General features: G+C 63.0%; 9 protein-coding genes and 1 pseudogene. 7 read left to right on the top strand and 3 right to left on the bottom strand.

Features of this window, described 5'->3' with window-relative positions:
• The first annotated feature begins 100 nt into the window (after positions 1-100).
• From hemA to ALTERO38_RS05735, 6 genes and pseudogenes are all read left to right on the top strand, one after another.
• Positions 101-1,333 carry a 5-aminolevulinate synthase gene (gene hemA, locus ALTERO38_RS05760; RefSeq protein WP_159967600.1) on the top strand — a complete coding sequence of 411 codons (1,233 nt, stop codon included), beginning with the start codon at positions 101-103 and terminating at the stop codon, positions 1,331-1,333.
• On the top strand, positions 1,333-1,836 hold the full coding sequence (locus tag ALTERO38_RS05755) for a GNAT family N-acetyltransferase (protein WP_159967599.1): 504 nt from the start codon (positions 1,333-1,335) through the stop codon (positions 1,834-1,836). The genes hemA and ALTERO38_RS05755 overlap by 1 nt, the downstream gene beginning before the upstream one ends.
• Positions 1,833-2,903: a Gfo/Idh/MocA family oxidoreductase gene (locus ALTERO38_RS05750; RefSeq protein WP_159967598.1), complete on the top strand. Its 1,071-nt coding sequence runs from the start codon at positions 1,833-1,835 to the stop codon at positions 2,901-2,903. Before ALTERO38_RS05755 ends, ALTERO38_RS05750 begins: the two co-directional genes overlap by 4 nt.
• A gap of 23 nt (positions 2,904-2,926) precedes the next feature.
• Positions 2,927-4,780 (top strand): asparagine synthase (glutamine-hydrolyzing), encoded by a 1,854-nt coding sequence (gene asnB, locus ALTERO38_RS05745; protein ID WP_159967597.1) that lies wholly within the window; start codon positions 2,927-2,929, stop codon positions 4,778-4,780.
• A gap of 57 nt (positions 4,781-4,837) precedes the next feature.
• Positions 4,838-6,043 carry an MFS transporter gene (locus tag ALTERO38_RS05740; protein ID WP_159967596.1) on the top strand — a complete coding sequence of 402 codons (1,206 nt, stop codon included), beginning with the start codon at positions 4,838-4,840 and terminating at the stop codon, positions 6,041-6,043.
• Between the two features lie 20 nt (positions 6,044-6,063).
• Positions 6,064-6,720, top strand: a pseudogene (locus ALTERO38_RS05735) (LysR family transcriptional regulator); the annotation flags it as partial.
• 625 nt (positions 6,721-7,345) lie between these two features.
• On the opposite strand, the gene relA reads toward ALTERO38_RS05735, so the two are convergent.
• The 3 genes from relA to cysM form a co-directional block, all read right to left on the bottom strand.
• Positions 7,346-9,589: a GTP diphosphokinase gene (gene relA, locus ALTERO38_RS05730; protein ID WP_159967595.1), complete on the bottom strand. Its 2,244-nt coding sequence runs from the start codon at positions 9,587-9,589 to the stop codon at positions 7,346-7,348.
• 100 nt (positions 9,590-9,689) lie between these two features.
• Positions 9,690-11,045, bottom strand: coding sequence for a 23S rRNA (uracil(1939)-C(5))-methyltransferase RlmD (rlmD, locus tag ALTERO38_RS05725; protein ID WP_159967594.1), 1,356 nt, complete (start codon positions 11,043-11,045; stop codon positions 9,690-9,692).
• A gap of 33 nt (positions 11,046-11,078) precedes the next feature.
• On the bottom strand, positions 11,079-11,978 hold the full coding sequence (cysM, locus tag ALTERO38_RS05720; protein WP_159967593.1) for a cysteine synthase CysM: 900 nt from the start codon (positions 11,976-11,978) through the stop codon (positions 11,079-11,081).
• A 428-nt stretch (positions 11,979-12,406) separates the two neighbouring features.
• Here cysM and ALTERO38_RS05715 point away from each other — a divergent pair, with 428 nt between their 5' ends.
• Complete coding sequence (locus ALTERO38_RS05715) at positions 12,407-14,203, top strand: gamma-glutamyltransferase family protein (protein WP_159967592.1); 1,797 nt, start codon at positions 12,407-12,409, stop codon at positions 14,201-14,203.
• Positions 14,204-14,208 lie beyond the last annotated feature (5 nt).

Raw genomic sequence — 14,208 nt, 5'->3', positions numbered from 1 at the left:
TTGTAACCCCATCGTAGTGGTACTAAGAATAGCTCCTCGTCGTCCCGAAGGCCCGCGCCAGAGCGCATGGGCGGCGTCTTGACCGTCAGGAGAGATACGGATGTACCAATCACTACTTCGCGAGCAGCTGGAGTTACTGAAGTCCTCCAATCAATACCGCACCTTCATCACCCTTAGCCGGATCTGCGGCCAGTACCCATTGGCAACGCTGAAGGACGGTAGGCAGGAGCCGGTTGTCGTCTGGTGCAGCAACGACTACCTCGGCATGTCCCAGCACGAGGCGGTATGCCAAGCGATGCACCTGGCGCTGGATACCTACGGGGCCGGGTCGGGTGGCTCGCGCAACATCGGCGGATCGCACGCCTCCTATGCTCGGCTGGAAGACAGTCTGGCCGACTGGCACGGCAAGGAAGCGGCACTGGTATTCCCGACCGGCTTCGGTTCCAACGACGCGACGTTGCAGTGCCTGCTGCGCCAGATCCCCGACTGTGTGGTGGTCAGCGACGCGCTGAACCATGCCTCCATCGTCAATGGCATCCGTGCAACTCCCAACGAGCGCAAGGTGTTCGGCCACAACGACGTTGCACACCTGGAGCGGATTCTTGCTGAGTACCCGCTCGGTCAGCCGAAGCTCGTCGTGTTCGAATCAATTTATTCGATGGATGGCGATATCGCCCCCATTGCAGAGATCATCGAGGTGGCCAGGCGTTACAACGCACTGACCTACCTGGACGAGGTGCACGCGGTCGGCATGTACGGTCCACGCGGTGCTGGCCTGGCGGCCCAGCTCGGGCTCGCCGAACAAGTCGACATCATCCAGGGCACGATGGCCAAGGCTATCGGCGTGATCGGCGGCTACATCGCCTCCAGCCGCGTGATCGTCGATGCCGTGCGCTCGTTTGCAACCGGCTTCATCTTCACTACCTCTCTGCCCCCGGCCATCACCGCCGGCTGCCTGGCGAGCGTCGAGCACCTCAAGGCAAGCGACAAGGAGCGCAGCCGCCTGCACGCCAACACCGCGCTGCTTCGCGAACGGCTTGCCCAACACGACATCCCTGTCATGCCGTGCTCGCAGACCCATGTACTGCCCGTACTGGTCGGCGAGGCGGAGCGCTGCAGGGCAGCCGCCCAGCGCCTGCTGCACACCCATGGCGTCTACCTGCAGCCGATCAATTATCCCTCCGTTCCGGTTGGCACCGAGCGCTTTCGCGTCAACGCCACACCGAACCACAGTCGCGCGCAACTAGAGCACCTGGCCCTCGCGCTTCGGGAAACCTTCGAGCACTTCGCCATTCCGCTGGCCTCGGCCGCATTCGCAACGGAGGTGGCCTGATGGCTGACCGCCCCTTCAATGTGCGAAGCGCCACTTTGGCGGACGTGGCCATGCTGATCGAGCTGCGAGCACACTTGCTCGACGGCACGGACGCCAGCTATTCGGCCCGGACTCCGACAGAGCAGGCACGCTGGCGCGCTGCCTACCGAAGCTGGCTGACCGGCACGCTTGGCACGAACGACAGCGTGCAGGTCTTCGCGGCCGAGCACCGAGAATCTGGCCAGGTGGTCGGCTGCGCAACCGGCATCATCGATGCGAGGGCACCTTCGTCCGCCAACCTCAACGGCCTTTCAGGCTGGGTGCAGTCGGTGGTGGTCGCGCCCCAGTGGCGTTCCCGAGGAGCTGCGAGGCAGCTCATGCAGCAATTGTTGCGCTGGTTCGACAACCGCGAGGTCACCACCGTCGTGCTCCAGGCCACCGCGGATTCGCAAGGGCTCTACCGGGCCCTCGGTTTCGAGCCCAGCCACGAACGCCTGCTGATTCGTCAGGAGGCACGCGGATGAAGATTCTCATCATTGGCCTGGGTTACGCCGGCCAGCGTTTTCAACGCGCATTCGAGCACGTTGGCGCCTGCTCTGGCATCTCCGTTTCGATCGCCTACGTCGACCATCGTCCTAAGCGGACCACGCTGCGGCATTTCGACCGTATCGATGGCGCACTCCAGGACTTCACGCCAGACATCGTGGTGGTAAGCGTCAATGACATCGCGCACTCAGTGGTTCTGGAGCAGTTGGCCGGGTATCGAGGCTTTGTCGTCTGCGAAAAGCCACTGACATGCCCGCATGAGGATCTGGCGCAGATCCAGACGGCACTCGCCAACTCTTGCGGGTTCGCCATGAACCTTATCGAGCGCTATTCGGATGCGAGCCTGGTTCTGCGCAACTGGGTCGCACGCCATGGATGGGAACTGGTACGGGCGAGTTTCCACTGGGGCAAGGATCGCATCAACGACTACCGCCCTACCTGCGGCGTCACCAGCGAAGCGATCCATGCATTGGACCTGCTGTCCTGGCTGTGTCCCTGTGCAGGACCGCTGGAAGTTTCGGGCGTGCTGGGCATCCGCTCCGACTTTTCCATTTCGGGTAATGCCGTTCTCGACACCCTTCAGCTGACCGCAACGCTTGGAGATGCCCCAGTGAGTGGCTACGCCAGTTTCGTCAACGTCGTACGGCAGCGCACGGTGGACCTGTCTTTTGTCGATCGCGAGGCGCATTTGATCCATGCGCGCCTGACCTTCGATACCCCCCAATGGGACCACGACCAATTGCGCATCTGGATGCGTGATACCGATGGCACCGAGCTGGTGCTGCACGAACTGGCCCTTTCCCCTCGCCAGCCCGGCCTGGAGACGCTGCACAAGCTTTCCCGAGTCTGCCTGCAGGCGTTGCAGTGGGTGGCGCACCGGCAACCACCCGACTTTCCATTTGCCGATTTCGAAACGGCGCTGGGCCTGCAGCGCCTGCTCAACGAATTCGAAGCACGAGCATCGACTCCTCCCCCGGCTCGCTACTGCCATGGCGATACCCGGGCCCTGCTGGCCGAAGACAGCGATCTGGAAACCCTCGGCTAAACCGTCATATCTGGAGAAAGACTATGTGTGGAATTGCTGGATGGCTGGACTACAGCCTCGATATGCAGACACAACGAGACACCCTGCAGCACATGACCGACACCATGGCTCGGCGGGGGCCGGATGCCGAAGGCCTCTGGCTGAACGGCCCCATCGGGCTGGGTCATCGCCGGCTGTCGATCATTGACCTTGAAGGGGGCAGGCAGCCGATGCTCGCCCGACAGGCTGACGGTCGGGAAGCGGCCGCGATCACCTATAGCGGGGAGATCTACAACTACCGCGAGCTGAGGGCAGAGCTTCAGGTTCGCGGCCATCACTTCGAGAACCACAGCGACACCGAAGTCGCCTTGCGCGCCTACCTTGAATGGGGTGAGGGCTTCGTCGATCACCTCAACGGGATGTTTGCTTTTGCACTGTGGGATCTGCGCAGCCAGCGACTGCTGCTGGTTCGTGACCGCATGGGCGTCAAACCGCTTTACTACTACCGCACGGACGACGGCGTGATCTTTGGCTCCGAGCCAAAGGCCCTGCTGGCCAATGGGCGTGTCCCTCGCAGGGTTCGTGCCGATGGCCTGCGAGAGATCCTGGAAATGGTCAAGACGCCCGGTCATGCCGTATTCGACGGCATGCAAGAGGTCCTTCCGGGCGAGCTGGTGAGCATCGACCGCCAGGGCGTTTCGCGACGCCGCTACTGGCAACTCGAGGCACGCGAACATGCTCATTCTCTCGAGCAGACCATTGACCATACACGCGAGCTTCTTGAGGACATCGTCGAGCGGCAGATCGTGTCCGATGTCCCGCTGTGCAGCCTGCTTTCAGGTGGCCTCGACTCATCAATCATTACGGCCCTGGCCTCGCGCAAGCTACTGGCCAGCGGCAGGGAGAATATCCGTTCCTTCTCGGTAGACTTTCACGATCATGGCGGCGGCTTTGCCAGCGACGCAGTACGCGGGACCCCCGATGCGCCCTTCGTGCGCGACCTGGTTGAACGCATCCACTCGAGCCACGCCGAGATCGTACTCGAGAGCCATGAGCTGGCTGACCCGGCACTTCGCAGCCAGGTCGTGCGCGCGCTTGATCTGCCCCCTGCCTACTGGGGCGACATGTGGCCGTCTCTTTATCGATTGTTCCAGGAAGTGCGCAGGCACTCGACCGTCGCCCTGTCCGGCGAAAGCGCCGACGAGGTCTTCGGCGGCTATCGCTGGTTCCACGATCCGGCAGCGATCGAGGCGCCGACCTTCCCCTGGCTGGCGTCCGTCACGGGTCGTTATTTCGACGGAAAGACACTGTTCGACGCCGGGCTGCTTCGCCAACTCGACATGCCGGGCTTTCTAGGCGACAGCTACAGCCAGGCGATTTCCGAGACGCCCGAACTGCCGGGCGAAAGCCCGGTCGAGCGGCGCATGCGCCAGATGAGCTACCTGAACCTGACGCGCTTCGTGCAGACATTGCTGGATCGCAAGGACCGCATGAGCATGGCCGTCGGCCTGGAAGTCCGGGTCCCGTTCTGCGACCACCGTCTGGTCGACTATGCCTTCAATATTCCCTGGCAGATGAAGGCATTCGACGGGCGCGAGAAGAGCATCCTGCGCGCAGCGACCCGCGACCTGCTTCCCGATTCCATCGTCGATCGGGTCAAAAGCCCCTACCCCTCCACGCAAGATCCGGCCTACGAGCAGGCGCTGCGTACCTCGCTGACCGCAATCATCGCCGATCCCGATGCTCCCGTGCGCGGCCTGCTCGACCTGTCGCGCGTGAAGCAAACCCTCGACCGGCCCCTCGGCGACTTCTCACCCATGTACGACCGCATGGGCATGGAACTCGCCGTCGGCCTAAACACCTGGCTCACCGAGCAGGACATCAGCCTCGTTCTCTAACCCATCGGGACGCGGTCCCGACGGGGTCGCGTCGCGTCCGTCCGTGGAGTGTCACCCATGAGCAACCCCTCGCCCAACCAGCTGCCCATCTACCTGATCGCCCTCGGTGCCTTCGCACTCGGGATGGCGTCCTACGTCACCGCCGGCCTGATCCCGATGATCGAATCGTCCTTTTCAGTCTCGGTCGCTGTCGCCGCGCAGCTGGTAACAGCCTTTACCCTGGCGTACGGCCTCGGATCCCCGCTATTCGTCGCGTTGACGCCACCCGACAAACAGCGCGCCGGGCTCCTCCTCGCTCTTGCGCTGTTCGTGGTCGCCAACGCAGCTAGCGCCATGTCGACAAGCTTCAATACCCTGATGATCTGGCGGGCCGTGGCCGGCATCGGGGCGGGCGTATACCTGGCCATGGGCATCGGGGCATCCGCCGCATTGTCGACGACCGAGCGGCGCGGCAAATCGATCGCCATCATCATGGGCGGCATGGCAAGCGGCGTGGTGCTGGGCGTCCCCCTAAGCCTGATGATCGCCGACCAGGCAGGCTGGCAGGCCGCACTTTGGCTGGTCACGCTTCTGGGCCTGCTGGCCCTGGCAGGGCTGTCGATCATGTTGCCAGGGCTGCCCGCGGCGCCCACCAGCTCCCTGCGCCAGAAACTGGCCATCCTCACCGACGGACATGTGGTGACCATCCTGCTCGTATCGCTCCTGGCGGCCGTTGCCAGTCTGGGGATGTACACGTTCATCGCTCCCCTGCTCGCAGACCCGGCGTATGGCGCGGTTCGCTCGGTGACCCCCTACCTCTGGATATGGGGCATCGGTGGCGTGCTGGGCAGCTTCCTAATCGGTCCCGTGGTGGACCGAGTACGAGGTCCCGTGCTGGTGCTCGCCATCATGCTGATCCTGGCGACCTCGCTATTCGTGCTGCCGCTTGCCGCCGCACTGGGCGCCTGGCTGGTCATGTTGCCCATTGCGCTATGGGGCGCCGTTGGCTGGGCACTGCAGGTTCCACAGAACAACGAGCTGATCCTAGCAAGGCAGGCGCAGGGCGACGGCAACCTCGCGATTGCCCTGAACGAATCGGCGCTTTATCTGGGCAGCGCCATCGGCGCCGCTGCGGGAGGTTTCCTTCTGCTGCTGCAACTGCCCAGCTGGACGCTGGCCGCCAGCGCTGGCGCCATCGCACTGACCGGTACCCTGATACAGCTCATCAACCTGCGGCGCCAGTCGAGCTGGTCAGGCACAAGCCGGCCCGAACTCCATCACTGACAGACAAGGGAGAGAGAAACGTGGAGCTTCGTCATCTTCGCTGTTTCGTCGTGGTTGCGGAGGAACTGCATTTCGCACGCGCCGCAGCCCGTCTGCATATTGAGCAATCGCCCCTTTCGCGAATCATCAAAGATCTGGAATACAGGCTGGGCGTGCAGCTGTTCGAGCGAACGACACGTCGTACTCGTCTCACGTGGGCGGGAACAGTGCTGCTGGAAGAGGCGCGCCGCATCTTCGCCGTGGTCGACCAGGCGAAGGCCAGCGTGAAGGGTGCGGCAATGGGCTACCGAGGGCGGCTGCGCGTTGCCTTGTCGGATGGTATTCCCCAGTCCCGACTGGCCACGCTTCTCGCTCAGTCCCGAGAGCAGGACCCGGAAGTGGAAGTCTGCCTGTACGAGGTATCGTCCTCGGCTCAGGCCAAGGGGCTGCAGGACGATCTATACGATATAGGACTGACCCAGAGCCTAGCTCGTGTCGAGGGCCTCGTTGCCGTTCCCGTATGGCGAGACCCGCTCATCGTCGCCCTGCCCGCGCGGCATCAATTGCTGGCGTATCGACAGATTCCGCTGGAAGAAATCGCGCAACACCCATTGGTGCTATGCGAGCCACGGGTATGCGAGGGTTTCTGGCAACAGCTGCAGCCGGTCCTCGAACCGGTCAAGTCCAGGTTGAGCATTGTGTGAGGAGGTGTTAGGTATGGCACTGGGGAGGGAGGCCTGCCGGAAGAGTCCGGATAAAGCCGGGTGACGCTGGAGCCCAGGCGCGGCGCGGGGTCATCGGGCGGACCGACAGACGGGGCAGTGCNTCGCTTGAGGGCTGGACTCTACATGCCGGCGGTCTGCTCGCTCACACACAACCCGGCCATTAGTGCTCTACGCGAGCGTCTGAGTGCAAAAGGAAAATCCGGAAAACAAATCGTCTGTGCAGCGATGCGCAAGCTGCTGCACATCGCCTATGGGGTACTTAAATCGGGCCAGCGTTTCGACCCTCAACTGGCCCTTGCTCGGTAATGGGGAAGACGGTATCTACGCTGTTACCAGCTTTTACAGCGACCCGAGCGTCGCGAGCGAAGGCCAGACAAGGCGTAAGCATGCTGAAAAAGAGGAGTTGGCTGTAGCCTCCGACCCACCCCGTTCATGCGTCCGGGCCCCGAGCGTCGCGAGCGCAGCAGCTCGGTACATCAACCTGACCGTCGCGAGCGAAGGCCAGACAAGGCGCAAGCTTGCTGAAAAAGCGGAGTTGGCTTCTGCCAATGAGCATTTTTCAGCAAGCTTGCAACGCCGTATGGCCGAGCGCAGCAGGTCAGGAGGTACGCTGGCGCTTCGCCTCGATAATATTGGGCAGCTGCGATATCCGGCTGAGCAGTCGCCCCAGCGCATCCAGCCCTGGGATCTCGATGGTCAGCGTCATCTGCGCCGTGCTGTCTTCCTTGTTTGAGCGGGTATTCACCGCGAGTACGTTGATCCGCTCGTTGAGCAGGATCTGCGAGACATCGCGAAGCAAACCGGAGCGGTCATAGGCCCGGATGCTGATGTCCGCCGGATAGGTTTTCTCGGGGATCGGCCCCCAGCTGACCTGGATGATCCGCTCCGGCTCGCGCCCGGCCAGCTGCAGCACCGAGGCGCAATCCTGGCGATGAATGCTGACGCCGCGACCGAGGGTGATGTAGCCGACAATCGGATCGCCCGGCAGCGGCTGGCAGCAGCCTGCCATTTGAGTGAGCAGATTGCCGACACCCTGGATCTGCACGTCGCCGCGCTTGCCAGGCTTGGTGCTGGGGCGTCTGGGGATCAGCTCGAGCTGGTCATCATCATGGGTATCCGGCTCAACCAGCTGCTGAGCATGGTTGACCAGCTGAGCCAGACGCAGATCGCCTGCCCCCAGCGCGGCAAACATGTCTTCGGCGGTCTTCAGATTGGCTTTTTCGGCCAGTTTGTCGAAGTCCACCGGCGGCAAATCGAGGCGCCCGAGTTCGCGCTCCAGCAGCGCCTTGCCTGCCGCCACGTTCTGGTCGCGGGCCTGCAGCTTGAACCAATGAACGATCTTCGCCCGCGAGCGCGAGGTGGTGATGTAGCCCAGGTTCGGGTTCAGCCAGTCGCGGCTCGGAGAGCCCTGTTTGCTGGTGATGATCTCGACCTGCTCGCCGGTCTGCAGGCTGTAGTTGAGCGGTACGATGCGCCCGTTGATCTTGGCACCGCGGCAGTTGTGACCGATTTCGGTGTGCACGCGGTAGGCGAAGTCCAGCGGCGTGGCGCCCTTGGGCAGATCGATGGCATGGCCGTCCGGGGTGAACACGTAAACGCGGTCCGGCTCGATATCCACGCGCAGCTGATCGGCCAAGCCGCCAATGTCACCCAGCTCTTCGTGCCATTCGAGCACCTGACGCAACCAGGAGATCTTCTCCTCGTAGTGGTTCGAGGTGGCCTTGACGTCGGTGCCCTTGTACCGCCAGTGCGCGCAAACACCCAGCTCGGCTTCCTCATGCATGGCCTGGGTGCGGATCTGCACCTCCAAAACCTTGCCCTCCGGACCGAGCACGGCGGTGTGCAGCGAGCGGTAGCCGTTTTCCTTGGGGTTGGCGATGTAGTCGTCGAATTCCTTGGGGATATGCCGCCACAGGGTGTGCACGATACCCAGTGCGGTGTAGCAGTCGCGGACCTCGGGCACCAGCACGCGCACGGCGCGAACGTCGTAGATCTGGCTGAATTGCAGGCCTTTCTTCTGCATCTTTCGCCAGATCGAATAGATGTGCTTGGCACGTCCGTCGATTTCCGGGTGTATTCCGGTGGCGGTCAGTTCGTCCTTCAGCTGCTGGACGACGTTCTGGATGTACTGCTCGCGATCCAACCGTCGCTCGTGCAGCAGCTGAGCGATTTGTTTGTACTGCTCGGGTTCGAGGTAGCGGAAGGACAGGTCCTCCAGTTCCCACTTGATGTGTCCGATGCCTAACCGATGCGCCAGCGGCGCGTATATATCGAATACTTCCCGCGCGACGCGATGACGTTTGTCGTCATCGGCATTCTTGACCGCGCGGATGGCACAGGTGCGCTCAGCCAGCTTGATCAGCGCGACGCGCACATCGTCGACCATCGCCACCAGCATCTTGCGCAGGTTTTCCACTTGGGTCTGGGTGCCCAGCACCAGCGACTCGCGCGGGTTGAGGCTGTCGCTGATCGCGGCCATGCGCAGCACGCCCTCGATCAACTTGGCCACCACCGGGCCGAAGTGCTGATGCACCTCGGCCAGCTGGATCTTGCATTCGCGCACGCCGCGGTAGATAACCGCCGCCACCAGGCTGTCCTGGTCGAGTTTGAGGTCGGCGAGAATTTCGGCGATTTCCAGCCCGGTCTGGTAACTGGAGGTGCCTTCGCTCCACAGGTTCTGTGCCGCGTTGGCCTGCTGCTCCGCCGTTCGGGCGAACTCGCAAGCCTGTTTGAGAGCGTCGCGGTCGAGTGCCGGGTCCATCCCCAGCACGTGATCGAGCCAGCCATCGAGGTTGATGCTGCCGTCGGTGTTGATCGGCTGAAGCGCTCTGACCTGGACCATCTAATACCTTCCCTCTACGCATCATCTGCGTCGAATACGCCGGCTTTCTAAGAGCCGGTCGGTTGAACCACAGGCCGATCGCCTGTCAAAAGAAACTGACTTACGCTGGCCGCTCGAAAAGCGCCATGGCCTCGACGTGCGCCGTCTGCGGAAACATATCCAGCACGCCGGCCCGCTTCAGCTGATAGCCCTGGCCGATCAACTCGGCAGCATCGCGCGCCAGCGTTGCAGGATTGCACGAAACATAGACAACGCGCCGTGCGCCTAAAGTCGTCATCTGCCGCACTATTTCCAAGGCACCGTCACGCGGCGGATCGAGCAGGACGGCTGCGAAACCCTCTTTGGCCCACTGCGCATCAATAAGCGGCTTCGACAGGTCTGCCTGATAAAAGTGCGCACCGTGAAGACCGTTTTGCTCCGCATTGGTGCAGGCGCGCTCGACCATCTCGCCAACGCCTTCGATTGCCACGACCTGTGCACCTTTACGCGCCAGCGGCAAACTGAAGTTACCTAACCCGCAGAACAGATCGAGCACCCGCTCGCCCTCTTCCGCTGCCAGCCAGTCCAGCGCCTGCGCCACCATTGCCTCGTTCACCGGCGCATTGACCTGGACGAAGTCGCCGGGTCGCCAGGCCAACTCCAGATCCCACGCCGACAAGCGGTAGCCCAGCCTGTAAGCGGGCTCCAGCGGCTGCGGCGCATCCTCGCCTTGCAGCCAGAGCTGGACGTTCTGCGCCTTGGCGAACTCGGTGAGGCGTTGCAAATCCTCCGCTGCCAGCGCCGCGGTGTGGCGCACCAGCACCGCTTCGCTAGTCCCGCTGAACAACTCCAGGTGACCGACCGCCTGCGGCTTGTCCAATTCATGCAACACGGCTAACAGCGCCGGCAACAGCGTTTGCAAGGGCTGTACCAGCACGGGGCATTCGCGGATCGCGATGATGTCCTGGCTAGCGCTGGCGCGGAAGCCGACATCCAGGCGCCGCGCCTTGTTGTCCCAGCGCACGGCGAGCCTTGCGCGCCTGCGATAGCCAAATTCGGGCCCGCTGAGCGGAGCCGCCCATTGCTGCGGCTCGATAGAACCCACGCGGGACAATTGCTCGGCCAGGCTCCGTTGCTTCAATTCAAGCTGATCGGCTGCGCTCAGGTGCTGCAGATTGCAGCCTCCGCATACCCGAGCATGGGGGCAAGGCTCGGTACGCCGCTGGGCGCTGGCGACCATCACCCGCTCGGTGCGGGCTTCGACAATCTGGCTGCGCGCATTCAGCACGCGCGCCTCGACCTCTTCTTCGGGCAAAGCGCCTTCGACGAACCAGGTGCGGTTGTCGAGAAAGGCAATGCCGCGGCCATCGTTGGCGAGCCGCTGGATGCTCAGCCGCTGCTTCTTGCCGGTGGAAATCTGCGGCTTCTTCTCGCCACCACTGGGCTGAAAGCGTAAACCGCCACTGCGCTTGGCCATCAGCAGGTTCCGCCTTGCAGCGTCATGTCGCGATCAGGGCTGGTCATACACGCCCGTCGACAGGTAGCGGTCGCCACGGTCACAGATGATCGCCACGATGACCGCGTTTTCAACTTCCTTGGACAGCCGCAGCGCCGCTGCCACGGAACCACCTGACGACACGCCGCAGAAGATGCCTTCTTCGCGCGCCAGCTGCCGCATGACGTGCTCGGCCTCGTCTTGAGCCATGTCGACGATGCGGTCGACGCGCTCGGCCTGATAGATCTTCGGCAGGTATTCCTGCGGCCAGCGCCGGATGCCCGGAATCGCCGCGCCCTCCATGGGTTGCAGGCCGACGATCTGGATCTCGGGGTTTTGCTGCTTGAGGTAGCGCGACACGCCCATGATGGTGCCGGTGGTGCCCATCGAACTGACGAAGTGGGTGATGCTGCCCTGGGTCTGCCGCCACAGCTCCGGTCCGGTACTGGTGAAGTGGGCCTCAGGATTGTCGCCATTGGCGAATTGATCGAGCACCTTGCCGCGCCCTTCCGCGGCCATCTTGACCGCCAGATCGCGAGCACCTTCCATGCCCTCTTCCTTGCTCACCAGAATCAGCTCGGCGCCGTAAGCAGTCATCGCGGCCTTGCGCTCGGCGCTCGAGTTGTCCGGCATGATCAGGATGAATTTGTAGCCCTTGATCGCCGCGGCCATGGCCAGGGCGATGCCGGTATTGCCGGAAGTGGCTTCGATCAGGGTGTCGCCGGGCTTGATATCGCCGCGCGCTTCTGCCCGGGCAATCATCGACAGCGCGGGACGGTCCTTGACCGAGCCAGCGGGGTTGTTGCCTTCGAGCTTGACCAGGATGGTGTTACTGGTTTCACCGGGGAGACGCTGCAGGCGAACCAGAGGGGTGTTGCCGACGCAATCGGCGATGGTCGGGTACTGAATTGTCATGGCTTCGATGGACCGCACAGCCTTTGAGAGGCGCACATGATACCGGCAACCATCGGCCACGGGCAGACCGCAATACCCTTGCTTCGGTCGGGCGGGCATCGCGAAACGGCTGTCGATGCGCCCGATGCCCGACCCATTCGGCGAAGCAGGCAGACGAACGGCTCAGCACATTGGACGTACGAAGATTTTGCCAACCGCAGCGATCAGGCTTGGCTAACTGGGGTCAGTGATCAAGCAGGTTGTTTAAAAACTACCCGCGTTGGCAATACATCGTTAAAAGCAGCCTCAGAATGCTCATTCAGAACAACTAAACTCGCATCTTCGGCTCCTTTTGCCTCGTCTTGCCTGCCTCGCCGACGTTTTTTAACAGCCTGCCAGGTCTGTAATCAGTTACATATTTTCCTTCCGCCCCAGACAAGGAACATCCCATGCACGCCGGACGAGCCGCCCTGGTTCCCTCGATACTGTTATTGAGCCTAACCGCCTGTACTCAACCGGACCGCCCGTCCAGCGAAATCCCGCCCGCGCCAGAGGCGTCCAGCGGCTACTCGGCCAAACCCGGCTGGGCCTTTCAGCGTTTCGCCGTGGCCGCAGCCAACCCGCTGGCAACCGAAGCCGGCTACGAGATTCTCAAAGCTGGCGGCAGCGCGATGGATGCAGCCGTGGCGGTTCAGATGGTGCTGAGTCTGGTCGAGCCGCAATCCAGCGGGCTGGGCGGCGGTGCCTTTCTGTTGCACTGGGATGGCGAACATATCGCGGCCCTGGATGGGCGCGAAACCGCGCCGGCAGCGGTGGACGAGCGACTCTTCCTGACGGCCGACGGCAAGCCGATGGCATTTCTCGACGCCGTGGTGGGCGGCCGGTCGGTGGGTGTGCCCGGTGTGGTCAGGATGCTCGAACGGGCTCACGACCAGTACGGCAAGTTGCCCTGGAGCGCCTTGTTCAAGCCGGCTATCGAACTCGCCGAAGACGGTTTCGAGATCAGCCCACGCCTGCATGGCCTGCTAGCCAGCGACCCGGCCTTGCGCAAAGACCGGCGTGCGGCAGCGTTCTACTACCAGAACGATGGCGAGCCTCTGCCGGTCGGCCATCGCTTGCGCAATCCGGCCCTCGCGGCGTTGCTCAAGGACATCGCCGAGCGCGGCAGCAAGGCGTTCTATACAGGGGCCAATGCCCGCTCTCTGGTCCTGCAGGTAAACACTCATCCGACCAACCCAGGCCGCATCAGTCTGAACGACCTGGAAGGCTATCAACCGCGCCAGCGCGACGCCATTTGCACCCTCTGGCAGAAGCGCTATCAGGTTTGCGGCTTCCCGCCACCGTCATCGGGCCACATCACCCAGATGCAGATCCTCGGCATGCTGGAACAGCTGCCGCCGGTTCAGCCTCTCGATCAGGGGGTGCCTTCTGTCGAATTCCTGCACCGCTACACCGAGGCCGCACGCCTGGCCTATGCAGACCGCGCCAAATACCTGGCCGACCCTGATTTCGTGCCGGTACCCGGCCGCACCTGGAACAGCATGCTTGCACCGAGCTACATCAAACAGCGCGCCGCGCTGATTGGTCCGCGCAGCATGGGCACCGCCGAAGCGGGAGAACCCGGCGAGATGCCTGTCTCGTTCGCCCCGCAGGCGGCACAGCCGGAATACGGCACCAGCCACATCAGCATCGTCGACGCCGAGGGCAATGCACTGGCGATGACCACCACCATCGAGCAGGCCTTCGGCTCGCGCCTGCTCAACGATGGCGGCACCGGCCTCGCCGGGGGCTATCTGCTGAATAACGAGCTGACGGACTTTGCCTTTGAACCCTACGACGCGATGGGTCGGCAAGTGGCCAATCGAGTCGAACCGAACAAGCGTCCCCGTTCAAGCATGAGTCCGACGCTGGTGTTCGACGTCACGGGTGAACAGTTCCTGGCGAGCCTCGGCTCGCCGGGCGGCGCGGCGATCATCCACTTCACGGCGAAGACGCTGCTGGGCATGTACGACTGGGGGCTCGATGCCCAACGCGCCATCGACCTGCCCAACTTCGGCAGCTTCAACGGCCCCACAGTGCTTGAAGCAGGACGCTTCCCGGCCAGCACTGTACAGGGGCTGAAAGCGCGTGGTCACGAGGTCAACGAGACGGAAATGACCAGCGGGCTGCAGGCCATTCAGCGTAGCGACAGCGGTTGGTTCGGCGGCGCTGATCCGCGCCGCGAAGGTGTAGTCATGGGCGAGTGACGCCG

This window comes from Pseudomonas sp. 9Ag, assembly GCF_902506445.1.
Lineage (GTDB): Bacteria > Pseudomonadota > Gammaproteobacteria > Pseudomonadales > Pseudomonadaceae > Stutzerimonas > Stutzerimonas stutzeri_AB.
Note: the sequence above shows the minus strand (reverse complement) of the source record. Positions and strands in the feature narration are given on the sequence as shown.